General features: G+C 39.0%; 12 protein-coding genes. 3 read left to right on the top strand and 9 right to left on the bottom strand.

The window, feature by feature from the left end:
* Positions 1-16: 16 nt before the first annotated feature.
* On the top strand, positions 17-625 hold the full coding sequence (locus H9N25_RS01035) for a hypothetical protein (protein ID WP_190327648.1): 609 nt from the start codon (positions 17-19) through the stop codon (positions 623-625).
* Positions 626-1,112: 487 nt separating this feature from the next.
* A complete protein-coding gene (locus H9N25_RS01030) occupies positions 1,113-1,739 on the top strand; it encodes a carbonic anhydrase (protein WP_190327647.1) in 627 nt (208 codons plus the stop codon).
* A 130-nt stretch (positions 1,740-1,869) separates the two neighbouring features.
* Here the strand turns inward: H9N25_RS01030 and H9N25_RS01025 are convergent, their stop codons facing one another.
* From H9N25_RS01025 to H9N25_RS00990, 8 genes are all read right to left on the bottom strand, one after another.
* Positions 1,870-2,634: an SDR family NAD(P)-dependent oxidoreductase gene (locus H9N25_RS01025; protein ID WP_167292908.1), complete on the bottom strand. Its 765-nt coding sequence runs from the start codon at positions 2,632-2,634 to the stop codon at positions 1,870-1,872.
* Between the two features lie 83 nt (positions 2,635-2,717).
* On the bottom strand, positions 2,718-3,557 hold the full coding sequence (gene kduI, locus H9N25_RS01020; RefSeq protein ID WP_190327646.1) for a 5-dehydro-4-deoxy-D-glucuronate isomerase: 840 nt from the start codon (positions 3,555-3,557) through the stop codon (positions 2,718-2,720).
* A gap of 86 nt (positions 3,558-3,643) precedes the next feature.
* Positions 3,644-4,867 carry a DUF2264 domain-containing protein gene (locus H9N25_RS01015; protein ID WP_223833526.1) on the bottom strand — a complete coding sequence of 408 codons (1,224 nt, stop codon included), beginning with the start codon at positions 4,865-4,867 and terminating at the stop codon, positions 3,644-3,646.
* Positions 4,868-5,448: 581 nt separating this feature from the next.
* A complete protein-coding gene (locus H9N25_RS01010) occupies positions 5,449-6,633 on the bottom strand; it encodes a glycoside hydrolase family 88 protein (protein WP_190327644.1) in 1,185 nt (394 codons plus the stop codon).
* A gap of 20 nt (positions 6,634-6,653) precedes the next feature.
* Positions 6,654-8,684, bottom strand: a complete 2,031-nt coding sequence (locus H9N25_RS01005; protein ID WP_190327643.1) for a polysaccharide lyase family 8 super-sandwich domain-containing protein — start codon at positions 8,682-8,684, stop codon at positions 6,654-6,656.
* Positions 8,685-8,773: 89 nt separating this feature from the next.
* Entirely contained in the window at positions 8,774-11,068 is a 2,295-nt protein-coding gene (locus H9N25_RS01000; RefSeq protein WP_190327642.1) for a glycosyl hydrolase family 95 catalytic domain-containing protein, read from the bottom strand.
* Positions 11,069-11,267: 199 nt separating this feature from the next.
* A complete protein-coding gene (locus tag H9N25_RS00995) occupies positions 11,268-13,028 on the bottom strand; it encodes a RagB/SusD family nutrient uptake outer membrane protein (protein WP_190327641.1) in 1,761 nt (586 codons plus the stop codon).
* 10 nt (positions 13,029-13,038) lie between these two features.
* On the bottom strand, positions 13,039-16,356 hold the full coding sequence (locus H9N25_RS00990) for a SusC/RagA family TonB-linked outer membrane protein (RefSeq protein WP_190327640.1): 3,318 nt from the start codon (positions 16,354-16,356) through the stop codon (positions 13,039-13,041).
* Positions 16,357-16,707: 351 nt separating this feature from the next.
* Between H9N25_RS00990 and H9N25_RS00985 the strand changes: the two genes are divergently transcribed.
* Positions 16,708-20,754 (top strand): hybrid sensor histidine kinase/response regulator transcription factor, encoded by a 4,047-nt coding sequence (locus H9N25_RS00985; RefSeq protein ID WP_190327639.1) that lies wholly within the window; start codon positions 16,708-16,710, stop codon positions 20,752-20,754.
* Here H9N25_RS00985 and H9N25_RS00980 read toward each other — a convergent pair.
* Complete coding sequence (locus H9N25_RS00980; protein ID WP_190327638.1) at positions 20,751-21,254, bottom strand: HEPN domain-containing protein; 504 nt, start codon at positions 21,252-21,254, stop codon at positions 20,751-20,753. The two genes, H9N25_RS00985 and H9N25_RS00980, sit on opposite strands and share 4 nt — an antisense overlap.
* Between the last annotated feature and the right edge of the window lie 6 nt (positions 21,255-21,260).

The raw sequence follows: 21,260 nt of genomic DNA, 5'->3' as shown, positions 1-21,260 counted from the left end.
CTAATCTTAATTAAACATGAGTGCTTATATAAACATCTACACCAATTCCTTAACAGACGATCTTATCCCAACAATTTTAAAACGTTTAAATGAACATGAAAATGTTCTGGATATTAATTCGTCTTTTTCATTTCGAAACCCGAACGGAAACCTAGCGATTGTTTTTAAATGGGACAAACCTAGCTTAGAAATATTTAATGAGAATAACCTAAAACTAAATTTTAGCGCGTCTCTTAAATCATTCGATCTGAAAGAATACAAGAAAAAACTTTTTAAAGAAAAAATCATCAAACAGAGTTTCGTACAAAAGATACTGGGTTTATTCAAAAAGAAAAAAAGAAAGGTTGCGAAACCTGTAAAATTGAGCGCAGAGGTGGAGGCCCAGCTTCAAAACTACAGCAAAGTATTTTCTTTAAAGTACCATTCCGGAGATGTTTTCGAAAATCATTTTGCAACCTTAATTGGTGCAATTATTACCGAGCTGACCAATGGAGTTTGCCATTTCACTCAACAAAACGCTTGGTACGATGCAAAAAACGTATTAAGAGAGTCACTAGTTAACTTATACACACTTGAAGAACTGCCAAACCACATTAACAAAAATGCGGTTGCGGTTGCGAGTTAAAAGTTAATAAAGCCAATATCAAAACCTACTAAGCATAGGGTAATTGATATTGGCTTTAATTTTGGTGATCATTACTTTAACAGCTAGGGTGCTAATATTTATATTCATTATAGATTTTAGTGCTTTTGTCTTAACACGATCGTCATGCTAAATTTATTTTACAAGTAGCAGTGTTTTCAATTGCCCTGTAGCTGCTTCGTGGTTAGCATCTTTCCTACAATATAGCCCCTGAAATAAATTCAGGATGACGGCTCTAATATTAAAACCTACACAACACCTATTAACAATTCTCGAATTGGGTTTCCTTCCTCAATATCTGTCGGATCACTAAACATTTAGGGGCAAAACTTGTTAGTTAAGTAAACAAGAGGAAACACGAATAACTTGCCAAAATCAGGAAATCTTTTTTTAGTTTTATGGCAATGTAAACACCTTGTTTAGCATTCATTATAATTATATATCCCAGAATTCTATTTAAAGCAAAAGCATGAATGTAGAAGAAGTTTTTAAGAACAACGAAAAATGGATTGCCGAGAAATTGGCCATTAATCCTGATTATTTTACTGAATTATCGAAAGGTCAAAGCCCTGAGTTTTTGTACATCGGGTGTTCTGATAGCCGTGTTACTGCAGAAGATTTAATGGGCATACAACCAGGTCAGGCTTTTGTACACCGGAATGTGGCCAACCTGGTAAACAATGTGGATTTAAACGTAATGACCGTTTTAAATTATGCCGTACGCCACTTAAAAGTAAACCATATTGTGGTTTGTGGCCACTATAATTGTGGCGGCGTTAAAGCAGCCATGCAACCTGCAGATTTAGGTATATTAAATCCTTGGTTAAGAAATATCCGCGACGTATACCGTATCCACAAAGATGAGTTAAATGCCATTGAAGATGAAGGCGCACGCTACAACAGACTGGTAGAACTGAATGTTCAGGAGCAATGCGTTAACCTATTAAAAACCGCAGCAGTGCAAGAAGCAATTGCAGAACGAGGTTTAACCGTTCATGGTTGGGTATTTGACATCCATACAGGCAGGTTAATCGACCTAAAAATCGATTTCGAAAAGATTTTGAAGGATATTAAGGAGATTTATAACCTTTATTAGTCCCACAGTCACAAATCCAAAGTTTTTACTCGTAATGACATAAAAAACCTCGCAGATTTTAAAACCCTGCGAGGTTTTATAATTCCTGAATTATCGACTCAGCACTAAAGACTCCAGACTAAGGACTAACTTACCTTCCCATCCAACCGCCATCAACGGTTAAGATTGTTCCATGAACATAATCACTGGCTGTTGAGGCCAGGAATATTGTTGGTCCCTTAAAATCTTCCGGCGTTCCCCATCTTCCGGCTGGTATACGCGATAATATAGAAGTACTTCTATCCTGATCTTCGCGTAAAGCAGAAGTATTATCGGTTGCGATATAACCAGGTGCAATTGCATTCACATTTACGCCTTTTGATGCCCACTCGTTGGCAAAAGCTTTTGTTAAAGATGCAATTGCCCCTTTACTCGCTGCATAACCGGGAACGGTAATACCACCTTGGAATGATAGTAATGATGCGGTGAAAATTACTTTTCCACTTCCTCTTGCAATCATTTCTCTACCAATTTCGCGCGTTAAAATAAACGGTGCCGTTTGGTTTACCGCAATTACTTCATCCCAATATTCATCAGAGTGCTCTGCAATTGGCTGACGTAAAATCGTTCCTGCATTATTTACCAAAATATCTATAACAGGATGATCGGCTTTTACCTGAGCGGCAAAAGCCAGGGTATTTTCGCGTTTACCAAAATCACACTGGTAAGCATAAAACTTTCTGCCAAGTGCTAAAACTTCTTTTTCTACCGTACTGCCCTGAAGTTCGAGACTTGCAGAAACGCCGATAATATCGGCACCTGCCTCGGCTAAAGCTAAAGCCATCGCTTTTCCTATTCCTCTTTTACAGCCAGTAACTAATGCAGTTTTACCTGCTAAATTAAATATGTTAGACATGTTTTTATTCAATTGATCATTTAAAAAAGAGCGCGCTCCCGAATGTTCGGGACCCTGCTCCAGTAGAGATGATAAGCGTAAATTTATTTCAGTTCGTTAATTGCACAGTGATCCATATCGCCATAATCTAAGTTTTCGCCGGCCATGCCCCAAATAAAAGTATAGTTGCTTGTACCTGCTCCCGAATGGATAGACCAGTTTGGAGAAATTACCGCCTGATCACTCTGCATCCAAATATGACGGGTTTCTTGTGGTTGGCCCATAAAGTGGCAAACACTCTGTCCTTTCGGAACTTCGAAATAGAAATATGCTTCCATCCTTCTATCGTGCGTATGTGCAGGCATGGTATTCCAAACACTACCTGATTTTAACTCGGTCATACCCATCTGCAACTGGCAGGTTGGTAAAACACTATTCACCAGCAGTTTATTGATTACCCTATGATTAGCGGTTTCAGGCGTACCCAACTCTACAATTTCAGCTTCAGCCTTACTTACCTTTTTGTTTGGATAGCTATGGTGTGCAGGAGCTGAATTGATGTATAATTTTGCGGCTTCGCCAGGACTTGCAGATTCAAAAAATACTTCCTGGGTACCTTTACCAATATACAAAGCCTCTTTATAATCCAGCTCGTATTTTTCGCCATCAGCAGTAACAATAGCTTTTCCGCCGACATTAATAATGCCCAGTTCCCTACGTTCTAAAAAATAGGTTGCTTTTAAATCATCAGGGTTTGGAAGTGCTATTTTCTGATCAACAGGCATTGCACCCCCAACAATATATCTGTCAAAATGAGATAAGGTTAGGTTTACCTGGTTTGCCTCAAATACGTTTTCGATCAAGAAATTTTCCCGCAAAGCTGCGGTATCCATGTGTTTAACTTCTTTAGGGCTTTGAGCGTAACGGCTTTCGAATTTGTTCATTGGTTAAAAATTGAGTTTTGCGATAAGATCTGAACTGATACCAGATCTTATCCGCAAATATATTTATACGATACTTATTATTTGTATTAATACTCAACTTTATAATCCTTTTTTATGGCTTCTCCACTCCAGGCCTTTAAACTGGTCCAGGGTGCTGGTGCATCTGCCCAAAATTTATGATCGGCAGGCAAGCCTAAGGTTAAAAAGCCAAGTGTGGCCATGTATAAACTTCCGGTAGATGTATAGGTATCAGCCACTTCGGGCTGGTGACCATTAAAACCCAGTACCAACCATCCATTATTATCAAAATTCTGGTTTCCATCGTACAGTTTATGCATTACCGCGGTTAAGCCGCCACGAACCTGCGCTGGTTTCACATATTCTGGTAGTTTTTCCATTAAAGCCGTTTGAGCCAAGGCCTGAAAGGCGGCAGTACGATAAGTGATCGAGCGCCCATAGGCAGGGTAAGTACCCTCTGGTGAAATGATCCTTTCCAAATATTCAGAATAGCGTACCATTCTTTTCAAGGCGATGTCATAATCGGCCTGTGATGCTTTTTTCTGTTCAACTAATACTTTTAAAAGATCAACCAACATGGGGTGAATGACGTAAGAGTTATAATAATCCATACTAAATTTTTCGCCATCACTATACCAGCTATCACCTACGTACCATTCTTTCATTTTATTAATTGAGAACTGAACACGGGCAGGATCATACTGTTCGCCTATGCTTAACAGAAAACCTTCGGTTAAACCAGAAAACAAAAGCCAGTTATTATAAGCACCGCTACGGGTGCGCAGCGATTTAAATTCTTCAATAAACCTTTTTTTCGTTACTTCATCAAGCGGTTCCCATAGTGCTTTTGGTGCCCGAAGAAAAGCATGGGCAACATAAGCGGCATCAACAATGGGCTGGCTTTCTGAACGGTAACTAATATAATCCGGACTCTGGGGATTTACTGAATTGGCCAAAGCTTTTAAAAGTTCGGTACGCATGTTTTTTCTAAGCTTTCCTTCTGCTGTCTCGTCATCTGGCAAAGCCAACCATGGCGCAACACCTGCAATGGTACGTCCCAATGCTTCGAGATAGGTAACTTTAGCTACATTTAAGCCATAACCAGGTGCTTTTTCTACCGGCATATTCTTTTTCAACGTTTCGTTGGCTAAATTATGGATTACAGGATAAGCAATCCGATTAAGCGTTTTCACCCAAAAAGCACGGTCTTCAGTACCAGTTGTTGGTTTCTTTTGCGCATTTGCAAGCTGCGAGAAAATCAGCAGTGCAGAAAAAATCAGTTTATATTTCATTTTCATTCTATATGTGAGTGTAATAGCTAACTCTGGTTATTCTAAATTATTTGGAGCGCAGGTTTCTTCTGTTCCTATTTTACCAGATTGGCGATCTGTATTCTTTTGCACAAACAGTTGTTCGTAAACCCGGTAGTAGCGGCAGCCTCCGATAGTTCATCGGAGCTATAGCGAATAACGGGGCTACGGTTTCCGAAGCATCACTGAACGTTCATTTCCAGAATAAACAAAGGTTTATATTTCATTTTCTTTATGATGCAAGTTTACACCAAAACTCAAGTTATTTTTAATTATTTGGAGAGCAGGTTTCTGTACTACGATTCAGGTTTCTTCCCGCTTTCCGTTTTATCCTGATGAAGGATCAGGATGTCCACTCCAATCGGGTCTAGGTGGCACGGCATATCTTAATATTAATGGCTGGGTGCCTAAGCAACAACATTAATTTTTGGCAGTCTTTGTACAAAACACTGTTCATAAACCCGGTAGTAGCATGCATCCCGTTTTTTTCTATCTGGATAAAACGGATAAGGGGACTGCTGTTTCTCAAACACTAAGAACCCTCATTTCCAATTTAATATTTTCTATAAATACCATTTTTTATACCTGGCCAATGCTTCCAAATAATAATAATCAGCATAAATTAATGGTACATCTATTTCGCTGTTTAATGGGTAGGCACCGGTGCTGTGCATCAATAAAAAACCTCCATTTTCACCTAATTTTGCATGATAGGCATTGCTCGAAAGCGAATAGATCATGGTTTCGGCTGCAGATTTGAATTCTGTTTTTTCACTTCCAGATGTATACTGGCCAAGCTCTAATAATGCCGAAGCCATTAACGCACCTGCAGAAGCATCCCGTTTTGCAAATGGGATCCCCTGGGCATCGAAATCCCAGAATGGTATTTTATCGGCAGGTAAATTTGGATGGTTCAATATAAAGTGTGCAATACCTTTGGCCTGTTTTAAATAGGTTTCATCTTTGGTAAAACGGTACATCATGGTGTAACCGTACAAAGCCCAACCCTGCCCACGCGCCCATGCAGAGCAATTTGCGGCGCCCTGCCAGGTAGCTTTTTTAATCACCTCACCCGTCTGCGGATTATAATCTACCACATGAAAAGAACTAAAATCGGGGCGGAAATGGTTTTTTAAAGTAGTGTTGGCATGTGTAACAGCAATTTCTTTATATTTTTTATCTCCTCCATTATCGCTTGCCCAGTTCATCATTTCAAGATTCATCATATTATCAATAATTACCGGGCACTCCCACATTTTGCTTTTGTTCCACGATTGGATTGATTTTACAACCGGGCGATAGCGCGTTGCTAAAGATTCTGCCGAACGCTGAATGACTGCTTTATATTCTGCTTTGCCCGTTAAACGGTAAGCATTGCCAAAGCTGCAGTACATCATAAAACCTAAATCGTGGTTTCCGGTATAGGTTTGGTTCGGTTCTATTACTTTTAAGGCTGCTTCTGCCTCTTTTTTAATATTCTGATCTTTAGTTTGCTCGTATATGTACCACAAACTGCCCGAATAAAAGCCACTGCACCACCACTTAATATCGTAGTTGACAGATTTACCTTTTTCGAAACTTTGGGGTGTTTTACCTTCAGGTATATTTTTAGCAAGTATTTTATATTGGTCGGCCGCGAATTTAAATTCATCGTTAATTAACTGCGCCATTGGCTTCTTGGTGGTTTGGGCAGATGAAATTGAACTGCCTAATATCAGTAATGCGACAGCGAGGTTGATTTTTTTCATAATGTAATAGTACGTGTATATTATTCTTTGATTTTAAAGTTTGCCGTAGCTCCCGAAAGTGCTCCGGCAGGTAGGTTACAATTTATATTTTGGGTTTTTGACATGGCCGGCAACTTTAAAAGCACCTTGATGTTTGTATTGGCCTGTGCTGGATCTGCAATATATAGTATAGGGTTTTTACTGCTTAAATCTTTAATGTAAACCGTACACGGCTGATCTACCTGAAGCGAAAGACCATCGGCCGCCAGTGTTCCCGCTTTATAAAATACAGCCTGTAACATGTTTAGCCCGGTATGTTTTACAGCCTGCAGTTCTTCCGTATTTTTTAATATCTGTATCATCGATCGGTTGTATTTTTTTAAGCCCGCAACATCAACACCAGGCACAACAATGTATTGATAACAGGCATTTTGGGGATTTACACCGTGATTTAACCAAATTTTAAATACATCATGTTTTAGTTCGGTTTTACTTTGAAAATGATTAATGCGGTACCAGTTTCCGGTTTGTACTTTGTTGCTGATTTCTAAATCTCCGCCTTGAGGAAAAACATACCCAATACTATCGTGGATTGCCCAAATCTCGCCTTTATCATTTTTCTGTGCTCCATTTGAAGAAAACACGCGGCCCCTTAACCAGGTCTGATTAATTGTTGTGGTAATATTTTCTTTTGTGCTGCTCTTAATTCCAGCACCCAGGCACACCACTTCCTTATCGAAAAAGAACCAGGCCTTTTTTGCCTGAACGCTGTCGTAATTTAAATCGTAACAAGAAACGCCATAAACACCATCGCTAACGCCACCCACAAATTGGGTTGTACCAGGTATTCCCCAATCACTTTTAATAGTTGCACCATTATCATCCGGATAATCCCTACTGGTAGTTCCTGGAATTTTATCCCATTCCCAAACCGGCATCAGGTTGGCGTATTCTGATCCGCTACGCTGAATATTAGTTGCCCCATCAGAGAGAAATTTCCCCAGTATATTTTCGTTGTTGCCCCGCTCAGTTCGCAAAGTCCTGGTCGATGCAGTCTGCACGCTAAAAGTATAAGCCTTACGCAGGTGAAGGGTATACCCACTTTTCCAATATTGGCTATGGGAAGCTGTAATACCATAGTCAACTGCTTTTTTGCCTGATGTTCGCATTAGCGAAGCATCCCAGTAGGCAGCATTTTCAGGATCGAACAGTTTAATCTTGCTTACCATACTTCCAATACCACTACTTAAGGAGTCTTTACGGCTAATTCCACGGCCGCGCACATTGAAATCATAAAATGATCCTCTCACCGTCTTCAGGAAAGTATTTTTAAGATAATTAACCAAAATTGCTAGCTGATCTTTAGGCAAGGCGTATTCGGTTCCACGTAAATAGAAAGCCGCATTAACCGAATTTCCGGCAAACACCCTTCCATAACTGGCAATGGCCTGTTGTTTTCCATGCTGGTAATAACTCCCATCTATCTGGACACCTTCTTTTCCATCGGCAATGGCTATAGGCTCGAACAGGTATTTCGCGGCAGAATCTAAAGTTGCTTTGTTCTGTGTTAAACATGCCCTATAGAGATAATGTAAAGCTTCATCTGAAGTATTCGCCCCATCACCCGTTTTTAAACGCCTGATCATTCTTTTGATCAATGCATTTTCCAAATCGGCGGGAAGCTGTGTTTTGGCATTCCGCATTAATATTAAGGTTTCTCCAATAGCTTGCGGATAAAAAATGTCATTATACCACCAATTCTTGTTCTTTGGGTTCTTATCCAACCAGTTTTGGAGGGATTTAACAATTGAACCATAGAGTTGGGTGTTTTGATAGAGCTTATTGGACGGACGGATATAGGCTGTTACCATATCTTTAATGCGCTTTAGCGGATCGTATTGTGCATCATTATAATTGATATCGGCCCAACTGCCATCGGCATTCAGGTTTTTAAGATTATTGGCAATTTTATCACTCAGCACCTTATCTTTAACAAAAGCCTGCAAATCGTTATTAATACGTTGCAGAACGGTATTAAAGGGTTCTTTTTGGGCTTTTGCTGCTACACTCATCAGCATTAAACTGCCCAACAGAAATCCAAATCTAATTTTTCGGTGAACCTTTATTTTATTGTTTGTTTTTTTATTTATGGCAAACATCTTTATTTTTTATTTAAGCCCCAAAACCAGTTCTGGTATTCACTATAAGGGAAGCCTGGCACTTTTTTTTCTTCAAAGAAAGTAGAAACGAGCTGTATGGTTTCTCCGATTATGGTATTTTTAATTTCAATTTTGATTTTTTCACCTTCTTTATACTGTTGATAATCTATTTTGCTCCGCTTATCCGATCTGATGGAAAATTTATCGAGCGTGCTTACCAGTGTTAAGTCTCCTCCCTTTAAACTTCTTATTTTAATATTTTTTGTCTGCCCGTTTTGCATATCAGCACTGACCAAAAAAGCACCTTCTGCCCTAAGTTGCTTAAACGATACGTTTTTCCAGCTGGATGGAATGGCAGGAAAAATCCTGATTTTATCTCCCCAGCTTTGGATCAGCATTTCTTGTATTGAGGTTGCTGCTGCCAAAGGTGTTTCGATTACCGGACCTGATTCGCGGTACAGGGTATTGGCCTGCACAAAACGATCGAACAGTTCATTTAACCATTGGTAAGCCATATCACCGTTTTCCATACCTGCATAAATAGAAGCAGCCCCACTAAAAGAAAATCCTGCAAGCGCATTTTTATACGAAAGCCAGTTTTTTAAAGACAGGCTGACCAGCTCCTTATTTTCTGGTTGTTCCCAATTTACCAGGCGATAAGGGTAAATCATCAGTAAATGTGAATAATGCCTGTGCGAGCTATTTAATGGCACATCTTTGCCGATTAAAAAACCAGTATCTCCAACCGGAAAAGGTGCTAGGTTTTTCAATATCAGATCCCAGTTACTGGCATCTGCATCTTTTAATTGTTGCGTTTTATTTACTTTAATTAAAGTTTGAAGGGCCCAGTTTAAACTCGCTAAGGTATAATTTGCATCTTCTGCATTTTTGTACTCTGGTGAATAAGACATTGGAAAATGATAAATCCCCTTCTCATCTTGCTTAAGCTGATGGATTAAAAAATTTGCAGATCTTTTCAGTAAAGGATAAATTTTAGTACGGAGGGTCTGCTCATCTTTGGTATAGCTATAATATTGATAATAATAGTATAACATCCAGGTAAGGTTGGCAGGCTCAAAAGCCCCCTTGTTTATCTCTGCTTCGGTTATCGGACTTACCAGATCGTAAGAAGAGCTTCTTCCTATAGCCGCAGCATCATTACGCCATTGTGCAGGAACATTATTGATTAAATTTTGCCGGTGAACATTTAAAGACTTAAACAGCGATTCGCCGAGTTCTAAATGGTTGGCCGTAAAAATTGGAGAATAGGTAAGCTGGGCGTTTAAATTCCACCAGATGGCTGGCCATGGGGTAGCCGCTGTCCAAGGCCCCATTAAGTCGGCAATAGGTTTATCTGCCCGGGTAACAGAGGCGAGTTTATAAAGTTGTATCCAATAAAAATTCTCCATGCGTTTATCGGGCAGGGCAACAAAGCTCTGCTGATAATAGCTGTGCCACCAATTGCGGTGTGCTGCAATACTTTCCTCGTCTGACTTAAAATTTTTAAGGCTATTTAAGGCTTCTTTGGTTTCATCGAGGTTATTATACCCATCATAGCCCACACTTACGCGCAGTTTGCCCGAACTGGCATTGCCATTAATTTGATAGGCTGTGCTATAACCACCGTTATTAAATAAGGGTTGATGACAAACAGTATAACCACTTTCTGTCGTCATTTTTACAGGAGGATTTTCCTGATAGTTTGCAGGTTTATCTGTCGGATAGGCCTGAAGATACCTCGGACTGATACTTTTACCAGGGTTCCATTTCCATGCTAAAACTTTTTCTTGCTGTGTTGCATTAAACGAAATACTAATTACATTTTGATTGGCCGCAACAAAGGCGGTAAAGGAGATTGTTCCCTGTGTAGTAGATATGCTGCCTTTCGCTTCGGCATTGTAAATATCGAGTTCTATTTTGGCTCCTGTTATTTTACCCTCAGTTTTAAGCGTAAAATACCCAATTGGCAAACGCGATTGGGTATATAATTTACCAGCATAGGGCATTAGTTTCTCCCGATGATCCACTACATCGCTCCTACCGATATCGAAACGGATTAAACTGTCGTTTTCTTTGTAAATATTGGTACCGAGCAGCCCGTTACCCAAGATAATACCACTATAATAATCTTTGCCAAGATTATCCCACTTTAAATTTTGCCGGGCCATAAATACCGACCAGTTTACTTCGCCAGCTGGTATTTGAGCAGTACACCAACGCGGCAACAACGAAAACAGGAGTAACAGGCTGTAATTAATGATTATTCTGCAATACTTTAATGAGCTATGACGCTGCATAATTTTCAATTATTTTTAATTGGTAATAAGGGAGTTAAAAAGCCACCAAGCTAGGCAAAGTGGCCCAAACTAACAATACTAACCATTTTTTTACCAGATCGAACTGATGTTTCTTTATGTTTATTAGCCTGGAGTCATAGAAATTCATCATTAACTGGCCGCTATCGTAATAGCGGCCAGAACTAATCCTGCCAACAATCTAATTTATCCAACCTGCATTTTGAGTCAGGCTGGGGTTTCTTTCTATCTCTACAGCTGGAATTGCCCAATTATAAAGATAATCACCCTTAAATGAGTAGGCATATACAACTTTGCCCCAAGCCTGTTTTACACCGTTACCTGCATAAAAAACTTTGTCTTTCCAGCTCTTCCATCTCATTTCATCAAAGAAGTTAATACCTTCATTAGGAAACTCTACTCTTCTTTCATTGCGGATCCTTTCTCTTAAATCTGTTTGATCAGATACAAATGTTGGCAATACCGCGTTGGCATTTTGAAGTAAAGCTACACCAGCACGCGTTCTTACTTCATTTACTTTAGCGATTGCCTCAGAAGTTAAACCTTGTTCATTCAGCGCTTCTGCCCACATTAACAACACATCTGCGTATCTAATCAATACAAAATCTGTTGGTCCATAATCTCTGCCAGGTGTTTCTGTTGCACCTTCGTAAACATATTTACGGTATAAATAATAGAATAGGCTTTGTGTATCTGTACGCAAATCACCATTCGTAGCGCCTTCAGCACGATAAGGCCATCTTGAGGTTACCACTGCATTTGCTCCGCCAAATACCCCCAAATAAGTTGAGTATGGTGTAATTACGTTTGCAGCCAATCGAGGATCGCGGTTAGCATAAGCCTGCATAATACGTGCTTCGTTACCTGTTGGTAAATACAAACTCATTTTTGCACCTCTTGTAGTGGCTGCTGCAATTTCGGCTGCTGTTAGGTTGTTTCTTAAAAAGTAAACCTCTCGTTCTGCTACAGAAAGTGCCGAATATCCAGGTATAACAGCATCCCAGTTAAATTTAGAGCCATCAGCGTTTTCATATAAATCTACCAGGTTTGGAGAAACATGATAAGTATTCCAGCAAGAGCCAAAAGAAGAACGGGTACCGCAATAAAATTGCGTAGTTGAACCAAAACCAGTAACTCCAATATTCTGAATAGAGAAAATCATTTCGTTAGATTGTTCGTTAGCAGTTTTAAACAATGCGCTATAATTTGCAAACAAACCATAACCAGCATCTTTAACTTTTTGAAAATCTGCTGTGGCTAAATCCCACTTTTGCGTATACATATAGGCTTTGCCACGTAAAGCATAAGCTGCACCCTTAGTAACATGACCATAATTTCCATTACCACTAGCATATCTATCAGGTAGGTTTGGTTCCGCAATTGCAGCAGTTAAATCACTGATTACCTGAGCCCAAACTTCTGCTTCTGTAGAACGTGGTTTAAATGCTTCTTCAGGAAGATAAGGCTCTAAATAAATGGGTACGCCTTTATACAATTGATTTAACCTTAAATAAAAATAAGCCCTTAAAAATTTTGCTTCAGCAATGTACCTTGCTTTTTTCTCAGGAGAAGAAGGCGATTTTAATGCAATGTTTTTTAATGCATCATTTGCACGCTGAATACCTTCGTAAAGGTTTTGCCAGTGCCCACTGAAATAGCCATTACTCGGGGTTATTGTTCCTGACAACAAAGACTCTGCACCCGAAGTTTGTCCGGTAAAACCTAAACAATCCATTTGATACAATTCTAAACCTGAGGCACCACCTGATGCCATGCCGTATCTTAAAGTGGCATAAACACCGGTCATTCCCTGGTCGGTTAGGTTATCAGTTGTCCACATCATTTCTGATGCAACTTGCGAAGGAGGTGTAGTTGTTAATAAATCTTTTTTACAACCCGTAACTACTGCAATTGTAAATAATATGGTTAAAATCTTTTTCATTTTGTTTCCGTTAAAAAGTAACATTTAAGCCTAAAGAATACTGGCGCATAGTTGGATAAGATACTCCTGCACCGATTTCAGGATCTAAGCCCGGATAATTGGTAATGGTAAACAGGTTTTCTCCTGACAGGAAAATTCTTGCCCTGCTCATAGCTGCTTTTTTAGAAATTTTTTCTGGTAGCGTATAACCAATCTGTAAGTTTTTCAATTTTAGGTAAGAAGCATTATATAAGTAAAAATCACTTGCTACTGATGCGTTTTGAACATCGGTAGTGTTTTTAAGCCTTGGATATTTTGCATTAATATTATTAGCCGGATCGTTAGGATTTGCATCGTTGTAATAATAATGATCGTTTGCAATTAAGGTACTTACTGCATTACCAAGAGATACAACAGAGTTGTTATAACCGGTAGCATTCCAGTAATACCACATACCTGCACTACCCGACCATAGCATAGAAAGATCTATGTTTTTATACGATAAATTCATGCTAAAGCCATAGTTAAACCTTGGTGTAGATGATTTATTCAGAAACTGCGCATCAAAACTATTACCATAAAGTCCATCACCATTGTTATCAGCATAGATTAAATCACCATAATAAATTTTGGTTTTACCAACACCTCCTGCCGGCTGGAAAGAGTACCCTGCTGCAATCATTGCATTTAACCAATCCATATCAGCTGGTGTACGGATCATACCATCTTTAGGTCCGCCATTAATATTTACTTTACCATCTGTAAAATAATTTCCATTGCCTTTATAAACGGTTTGCATGTAATATTCATTAAACTCGTGATCAGCTAAAATACGGTTCGTACCTCCGCTTGAAACACTGCCCAGATTTGAAGTATAAACCCTGTTTCCTAACGCATCTGTTGTATAACCAGCCTGATAAGCACCTTTGTATTTGGTTACACGGTTAAAATTATAGGCAAAATTACCCGAAACACCATATTTAAAATCGCCGATGTTATTATTATAACCTAAAGTAAGCTCTAAACCTTTATTAGACATTTCTGCAATATTTTGAGTTGCTGCAGTGGCGGTTCCAGCCGTTATAGGAATAGTTGGTATAAATAGAATTTTAGATGTGAATTTGTTATACAAATCAATTTCAAAATTCATTTTACCATGAAATAAATTACCGTCTAAACCAAGGTTGGTTGTTGTGGTGGCTTCCCAAACCAAAAATGGGTTGGCAAATTTGGTTGATATTAATCCGCTAGCTTGTGCACCATTATATGAATAGTTGGTACCACTGTAAAGTGCCTGATAATCGTAGTTACCTAAAGCCGGGTTGGTATTCATGATGTTGTTACCAGTTTTACCCCACGAGGCACGAAGTTTTAAATTTCCAATGTAATCATTCAATTTACTCATAAATGGTTCTTGAGAAATTCGCCACCCTGCAGAGAAAGCAGGAAAAAATCCCCAACGATAATCTTCCGCAAATTTTGAAGATCCGTCATACCTGAACACCCCTTCAAAAAGGTATTTACTTTTGTAAGCGTAGTTTAAACGACCATAAGCCGAACGCATAGCATAATCATACTCACCACCAGTTCCCGATGTTATTGCAGTAGCAGCACCAAGTGTTGTAACCGCTTCATCGTACAAGCCTTTTCCGGTAGCACCAATGTTATAATAGTTATAGTAGTATTGATTGTAACCTGCCAACAAACTAATATCGTGGTGTTTGGCTATAGTGGTGTTATATTTTAAAATGTTATCTATGGTTATCCCATAATTTTTATTAAAACCGTAATTTGTGGTTAACTGGTCGGCTGTAGTTTTAGGTACTTTTAATGTATTGGTTGCAAAATTCCATTTTTCGAAAGTAATGGCATGGTTATTAAATTCTTCCTGGCGGGTTTGATAGTTAAAACGGGTTTCGAAATCTAAACCTTTTAAAATATCAAATCTTGCAAAAACAGTTGTGTTGATTCGGGTCTCATTATCATCACCGCCAGTACCATATAGGTATTGCACAATGTTATTTGCGGTTGAAGATTCTTCAGCAGCAGACGGAAAACCGTATTTACCATTCCAAACCGGATATACACCTGGAGTAGTTTGACGAAGAAAGTTAAATGCATTATCGGTATTGGCTAAACCATAGGTTTGATAGGAAGCAAAGGTTTGCGTACCTACAGTTAAAAATTTAGCTACTTTCGATTCTAGATTGATACGTAAATTGTATTTATCAGAACCTGTATTTGCCATTGTACCCGGATTGTTAAGATACAATGCAGATAATAAGAATTTTGTATTTTCAGATCCACCATTTAAGGAAATATTATGTTGTTGCACAACATTATTTTCAAATATAGCTTTGCCCCAATCTGTATTCGGATAAGCAATATAATTGGGTACACCTTGCGGGGTTAATCCATCAGGATTGGCGTTTGCTGCTGCCCATTGTGCTATGGTAGCATCGGTATAAATAGGACTTTGGCCTAAATTACGGTAACCTTCATTAACCAAATTCATGTGGGTAATATAATCGGTTACAAAAGTTGGCAGGTTGGCAGGTTTTGCAATTGATGCTAAACCCGCATAACTTACTACCGTTTTTCCGCTATTTCCTCTTTTTGTAGTAATTAAGATAACTCCGTTTGCAGCAAGTGAACCATAGATAGATGAAGCGGCCGCATCTTTTAAAACCGAAACACTTTCAACATCGTTTGGATTAACGGCATCTATACTACCGATAACCCCATCTACCACCACTAATGGGTTATTGTTATTTATTGTTCCTGTACCACGGATCCTGAGGGTGGCACCATCCGAGCCTGGCTTGCCAGATGATTGACGAACAAACACACCCGAGCTTAAGCCACCAAGAGATGATGATAAGTTGGTAACGGGTCTATTTTCGATTGATTTGGCACTAATGCTAGATACAGAGCCAATTACATTAACTTTTTTCTGCACGCCATAAGCTACTACAACTACATCATTTAAGCTGTTGTTTTGCTCTTGCAGCGTAACGTTTAAGGTTGTAGCCTTTCCAGCCAATACTTCTTTAGTATCGTAACCAATATAGCTAAATACTAATGTGTTTTGGGCCGATGGCACAGCAATAGTGTATTTACCATCACCTCCGGTTACCGCTGTTGTAGAAGTACCTTTTACCGTAACACTTACTCCAGGTATTGTTCCACCTTGGGTATCTTTTACTGTTCCTGAAATTTTTATAGATTGAGCAAAGGCGGTAAATGCCGTAAAACTCAAAAGCATAATTAGTGAGAATAGTTTTACCGGGCAGTAAAAACGACTCAGTTTTGCTTCTCCAATTTTGAGATGTTTGTAAAGTTTATCCATTTTTTGTTTAGTTGATTAACATTGTTTTTTTTAATCGCAAAAAATTATGGGCATAACCTGCGGCTACCACCAGCTAGAACTATTCTGGTTACTATGAAAAGGATATCGGCTTAAACAGTTTGGTTTTGCTTTAATATTTGGCTATTCAAAATTGTTGCTTTGGAGGCAAACTGAGGGGATAAAATCCTAAACAAATAGGTATAAAAATCCTAAATAATGGCAGAAAACAGCATTAAACAAGGTAGGTAAGCAGATAAAGTGCTAAAATTGCCCGTGCTAAACCAATTTGATTTTAATAATAAAAATAGAGTTGTACATTTAATACTATTAAGCTAACCACCCTTGTATTTTATGAATATGAAAGTCCTGCTCCTCTTTATATTTACACTCTTCGCTATGGCAGGCAAAGCGCAAGACCAGTACGCCTTTAAACACCTAAACGTAGAGAACGGACTTTCGCAAAGCTCGGTACTATCAATTGCCCAGGATGCACGGGGCTTTCTCTGGTTCGGAACCCGTTTTGGACTCAACAAATACGATTCTCAAACTTTTAAAATCTACAATAATAAAAATGGCAATAAAAAAAGCCTGAGCACATCTTCCTATCTCTCTTCCATTGTATCACTTAAAAACGGATCGCTGTTAATCGGCACTCAAAACGGGCTAAATAAGTACAATGAAAAGGACGATAATTTTGACCGTTATCAGCACAATGATAGCCTTCCCTCCAGTCTGAGTAACTCTACGATCAACTGCATTTATCAGGATAAAAAAAACAGGGTTTGGGTAGGCACGGCAAATGGATTAAATTTACTAACTGATACTACCCACTATCGTTTTAAACATTTTTTATACCAGAAAAAACAAGATTTACAAATTTATACCATTACCGAAGACCACAATGGCACCTTGTGGCTAAGTACCAGCAATGGTTTAATGAATATGCGCTTCAGTGGGAACAGGGTTATTTATAAGCATTTTACGGTCTATAGCGATGAGCTTGCCAAAGCCATTGATAACCATATCACCACGATGGTAGAAGATCGTGAAAACAACCTTTGGCTTGGCACTAAACAAACTGGCGTAAGTAAGCTCAACCTAAGCACCGAAAGCATTATCAACTATAAATATTCGAGCCTTAACCCCAAGGGCATCAACAGTAATAATGTGCGTAAAATCATGCTCGATCAGGAAGGTAAACTATGGATTGGCACCTTGCACGGCATCAACATCTATAACCCGGCAACCCAAAGTTTCAGTACCTTACAGAATGAGCCCGAAAATCCTTCCAGTTTAAGCCAAAATTCGGTTTACGATATCTTTCAGGACCGTCAGGGTATTATTTGGGTGGGTACTTATTATGGGGCCATCAACATGGTTTATCCCAATTATACGCCTTTTAAGGTTTATCGCAGCACTGCCACGCCAAATGGCCTGAGCAGCAATGTTGTAAGTTCAATAATGGAAGACCAACACCAAAACCTATGGATTGCTACTGAAGGTGAAGGCATTAATTATTACGATAGGAAAAACAATACGTTCATCCGTTACAAAAACAACCCCAATAACCCTTTAAGCCTAAGTGCCAACCTGGTAAAATCAGTTATCCGTGATAAAAACAATAAAGTTTGGATTGGTACACATTATGGCGGATTAAACCTTTTTAACCCCAATACCAAAACTTTTGTCAGATACACCAAGCACAAAAACGATACCTCATCTATTAGCAGCGATGAAATTACAGCTGTTTTCGAAGATAGTTATGGCCGCTTTTGGGTAGGTACCAACAGTGGCTTAAATAGCTTTAATAGTACTACTGGTAAATTTATCCGCAACCGGGTAAACGGCCTTATCGATGCGGTCCTTTACATTTTCGAAGACAGCAAACGAACCTTGTGGGTGGCTACCAATGCAGGGCTTTTCCAATTAAAAAACGGTGCAGCTAAATTTGTAAACCGCGTGGCTGCCAATCCTGAAATTTTAAATTACAACGAAATCAGTTGCATTACCGAAGATAAGGCTGGTTACCTGTTAATTGGCACCGCTAGGAACGGAATGTTTAAACTCCTTCCCGAAAAGCACCAATATATGCGGGTAACCACACTTGATGGCCTGCCGAGCAACACTATCATGGGTATACTTGAAGATGATTTTAATAACCTGTGGATTACTACAGACAAAGGTTTATGTAAATACAACCCCAGGCAGAAAACTTTTAAAACCTACAATATTAAAGATGGACTGCCTGGCAATGAATTTAATTACAAATCATTTTTGAAAGATAGCAAAGGCGAGTTTTTCTTTGGTGGATTAAGTGGAATGGTCAGCTTTTTCCCCAGCGAGATTAAAGAAAACAAAAACACCCCGCCTGTTATTTTTACCGGACTAAAACTGTTTAATAAACCAATAGCACTAAACACCGAAGATGGCTTACTGAAACAGAACATCAGCACCATTAAATCAATTACCTTCGAAGCAGACCAGAATGTATTTTCAATAGATTTTACACTACTTAACTTTATAAAATCCGATAAAAACCATTATGCCTACAAACTAGGAGGTTTTGAAAAAAACTGGAATTATGTCGATAATCCATCAGCCAGTTATACCAACCTCTCGCCCGGAAACTACACCCTAATGGTGAAGGGAAGTAATAATGATGGCCTTTGGACCAACAAAATCAGCACATTAAATATTAAGATTTTACCTCCATTTTATAAAACCTGGTGGGCCTATCTCTTTTACTTTTGCGCTTTTGCAGCCATTTCCATTGTATTTATACGTTATTTATTAATAAAAGCTGTACTTAAAAAAGAAAAAGAGATTAACGAGCATAAACTAGAGTTTTTCACCAATATCTCGCACGAAATCCGCACGCCTTTAACCCTTATTGTAGGCCCGTTGGATAAACTGATCGAAAATGCTAAAGACGATCCGGCTTTAAACCGTGAACTGCAGCCCATTAAAAACAATGCCGACCGCCTGATGAACCTGGTTACCGAGCTGCTCGATTTTAGAAAGGCCGAAAGTGGAAAAATGGCGTTGCACATCAGTCCTGGCGATGTAGTGAAGTTTTGCAGAGAAATATTTTTGGCTTTCCAGAACATGGCCATTTCTAAAAATATCGATTATCAGTTTGAAACGGAACAGGCAGAAATTGAACTTTATTTTGATAAAGTTCAAATGGAAAAAGTGATGTTTAATCTGCTCTCAAATGCCTTTAAGTTTACCCCTGTAAAGGGAAAAATTAGCTTAAAAATAGAAGTGGAAAAACAGTTGGTTAATATTAAGATCCGCGATAACGGCAAGGGCATTGCTTTAGAGAACCAGGCCAATTTATTCACCAATTTCTACCAGGCCAATACCAATACAACCATTGGTACGGGTTTAGGTTTATCTTTTTCGAAAAGTATTGTAGCGCTGCATCACGGTGAGATTACCTTCGAAAGTACTCCTCAAAGCGAAAACCAACATGGCGCTACCTGCTTTACCATAAGTTTAAAAACCGGGAAAACACATTTTAAACCGGCAGATTTTGTAAAAGACTATGTGTATTACGATGATGCGACCAATTATGAACTCCCGGCTGCCGCAGAACATCAGCAGGCTACAGAAAGGGAAGCTGTTGTATCTCTTGCAGCTAAAAAATACAGTATTTTACTGGTAGAGGATAATGAAGATGTAAGGGCATTTATTAAAAACGCACTGGGCAATATTTACACCATTTACGAAAGCGAAAACGGAGCCACAGGTTTGGAAATAGCATTGGAAATCATTCCCGATCTCATTATCAGCGATGTAATGATGCCCGTTATGGATGGCCTGGAACTGTGCCGAAAACTTAAAACAGATGAGCGAACCAGTCATATCCCAGTGGTATTACTCACTGCACGTTCTGCTTATATACATCAGGTAAATGGTTTCGAAAATGGTGCCGATGCCTATATTATGAAACCTTTTAACCTCAAAATACTGGAGCTGAACATTCAGAACCTCTTAAATGCACGCGAAACCATTAAACAAAAATTTGCGCAGGTAGTTACGCTCGAACCGAAAAACATGGTAATCAATACCACAGAGCAAAACTTTTTAAATAAAATTATTCAGATTATTGAAGACCGGATTGCCGATACGGAGTTTGATGTACCTACCCTGGCCACTGAAATCGGCATGAGCCAGCCTGTACTGTACAAAAAAATAAGGGCACTTACCGATCTTTCGGTTAACGATTTTATTAAATCGATACGCATTAAAAGGGCTGCACAGCTATTAAAACAAGGTGTTGGTAATATCTCAGAAATTGCCTACTCCGTGGGCTTTAGCGACCGGAAATATTTTAGCTCAGAATTTAAAAAACATTTCGGAAAAACACCGAGTGAGTTTATCAGCAACACTTAACCCATACCTATTCTGCTAACCTGTTGATCGAAATGCCTGTTCATCACACCCTGATAAACCTGTTCTGCAAGCACATACAATAAATCTGCCTTCTCAAACAGGCGTAACACATCTGGTTCACCGATCTGGTAATTGTTTTCGTAGCGGACGGCCAGGTAAGCCTCATCAAGCAAATGTAACAGATCAACCTCTTCTGCGCCGTAGTTAAACAACTCGGAAAGCGGCTTAACATAAGTTTTAATATACAATTGATGCACTTTAATGCGGTGCGTTTTTTTATCCTTTCCCATTACCAGAACTTCAATTGCCCGGTACATCAGATCGAAAACCTGATGAAGCATAAAAGCGCAGTATTCGAAATGCTGTTGTTTAAAATAGAAGGTTGCGCCCGATAAAAATTTATTGGCCTTATCAATTCCATTCTGGTACGCGGTGCTCACCTGATCTGCAATAAGCTGAGTTGAGCCCCCGTTTAAAAAAGTTCCAGATTTACTGAACAAACAATT

Origin of the sequence: Pedobacter riviphilus, from assembly GCF_014692875.1 — a bacterium.
Lineage (GTDB): Bacteria > Bacteroidota > Bacteroidia > Sphingobacteriales > Sphingobacteriaceae > Pedobacter > Pedobacter riviphilus.
Note: the sequence above shows the minus strand (reverse complement) of the source record. Positions and strands in the feature narration are given on the sequence as shown.

Coding starts and splice junctions, on each gene's coding strand:
- H9N25_RS01010 (WP_190327644.1), bottom strand. CDS start 6,633: ATGAAAAAAATCAACCTCGCTGTCGCATTACTGATATTAGGCAGTTCA.
- H9N25_RS01035 (WP_190327648.1), top strand. CDS start 17: ATGAGTGCTTATATAAACATCTACACCAATTCCTTAACAGACGATCTT.
- kduI (WP_190327646.1), bottom strand. CDS start 3,557: ATGAACAAATTCGAAAGCCGTTACGCTCAAAGCCCTAAAGAAGTTAAA.
- H9N25_RS00985 (WP_190327639.1), top strand. CDS start 16,708: ATGAATATGAAAGTCCTGCTCCTCTTTATATTTACACTCTTCGCTATG.
- H9N25_RS00990 (WP_190327640.1), bottom strand. CDS start 16,356: ATGGATAAACTTTACAAACATCTCAAAATTGGAGAAGCAAAACTGAGT.
- H9N25_RS01025 (WP_167292908.1), bottom strand. CDS start 2,634: ATGTCTAACATATTTAATTTAGCAGGTAAAACTGCATTAGTTACTGGC.
- H9N25_RS01000 (WP_190327642.1), bottom strand. CDS start 11,068: ATGCAGCGTCATAGCTCATTAAAGTATTGCAGAATAATCATTAATTAC.
- H9N25_RS00995 (WP_190327641.1), bottom strand. CDS start 13,028: ATGAAAAAGATTTTAACCATATTATTTACAATTGCAGTAGTTACGGGT.
- H9N25_RS01005 (WP_190327643.1), bottom strand. CDS start 8,684: ATGAGTGTAGCAGCAAAAGCCCAAAAAGAACCCTTTAATACCGTTCTG.
- H9N25_RS01030 (WP_190327647.1), top strand. CDS start 1,113: ATGAATGTAGAAGAAGTTTTTAAGAACAACGAAAAATGGATTGCCGAG.
- H9N25_RS01015 (WP_223833526.1), bottom strand. CDS start 4,867: ATGAAATATAAACTGATTTTTTCTGCACTGCTGATTTTCTCGCAGCTT.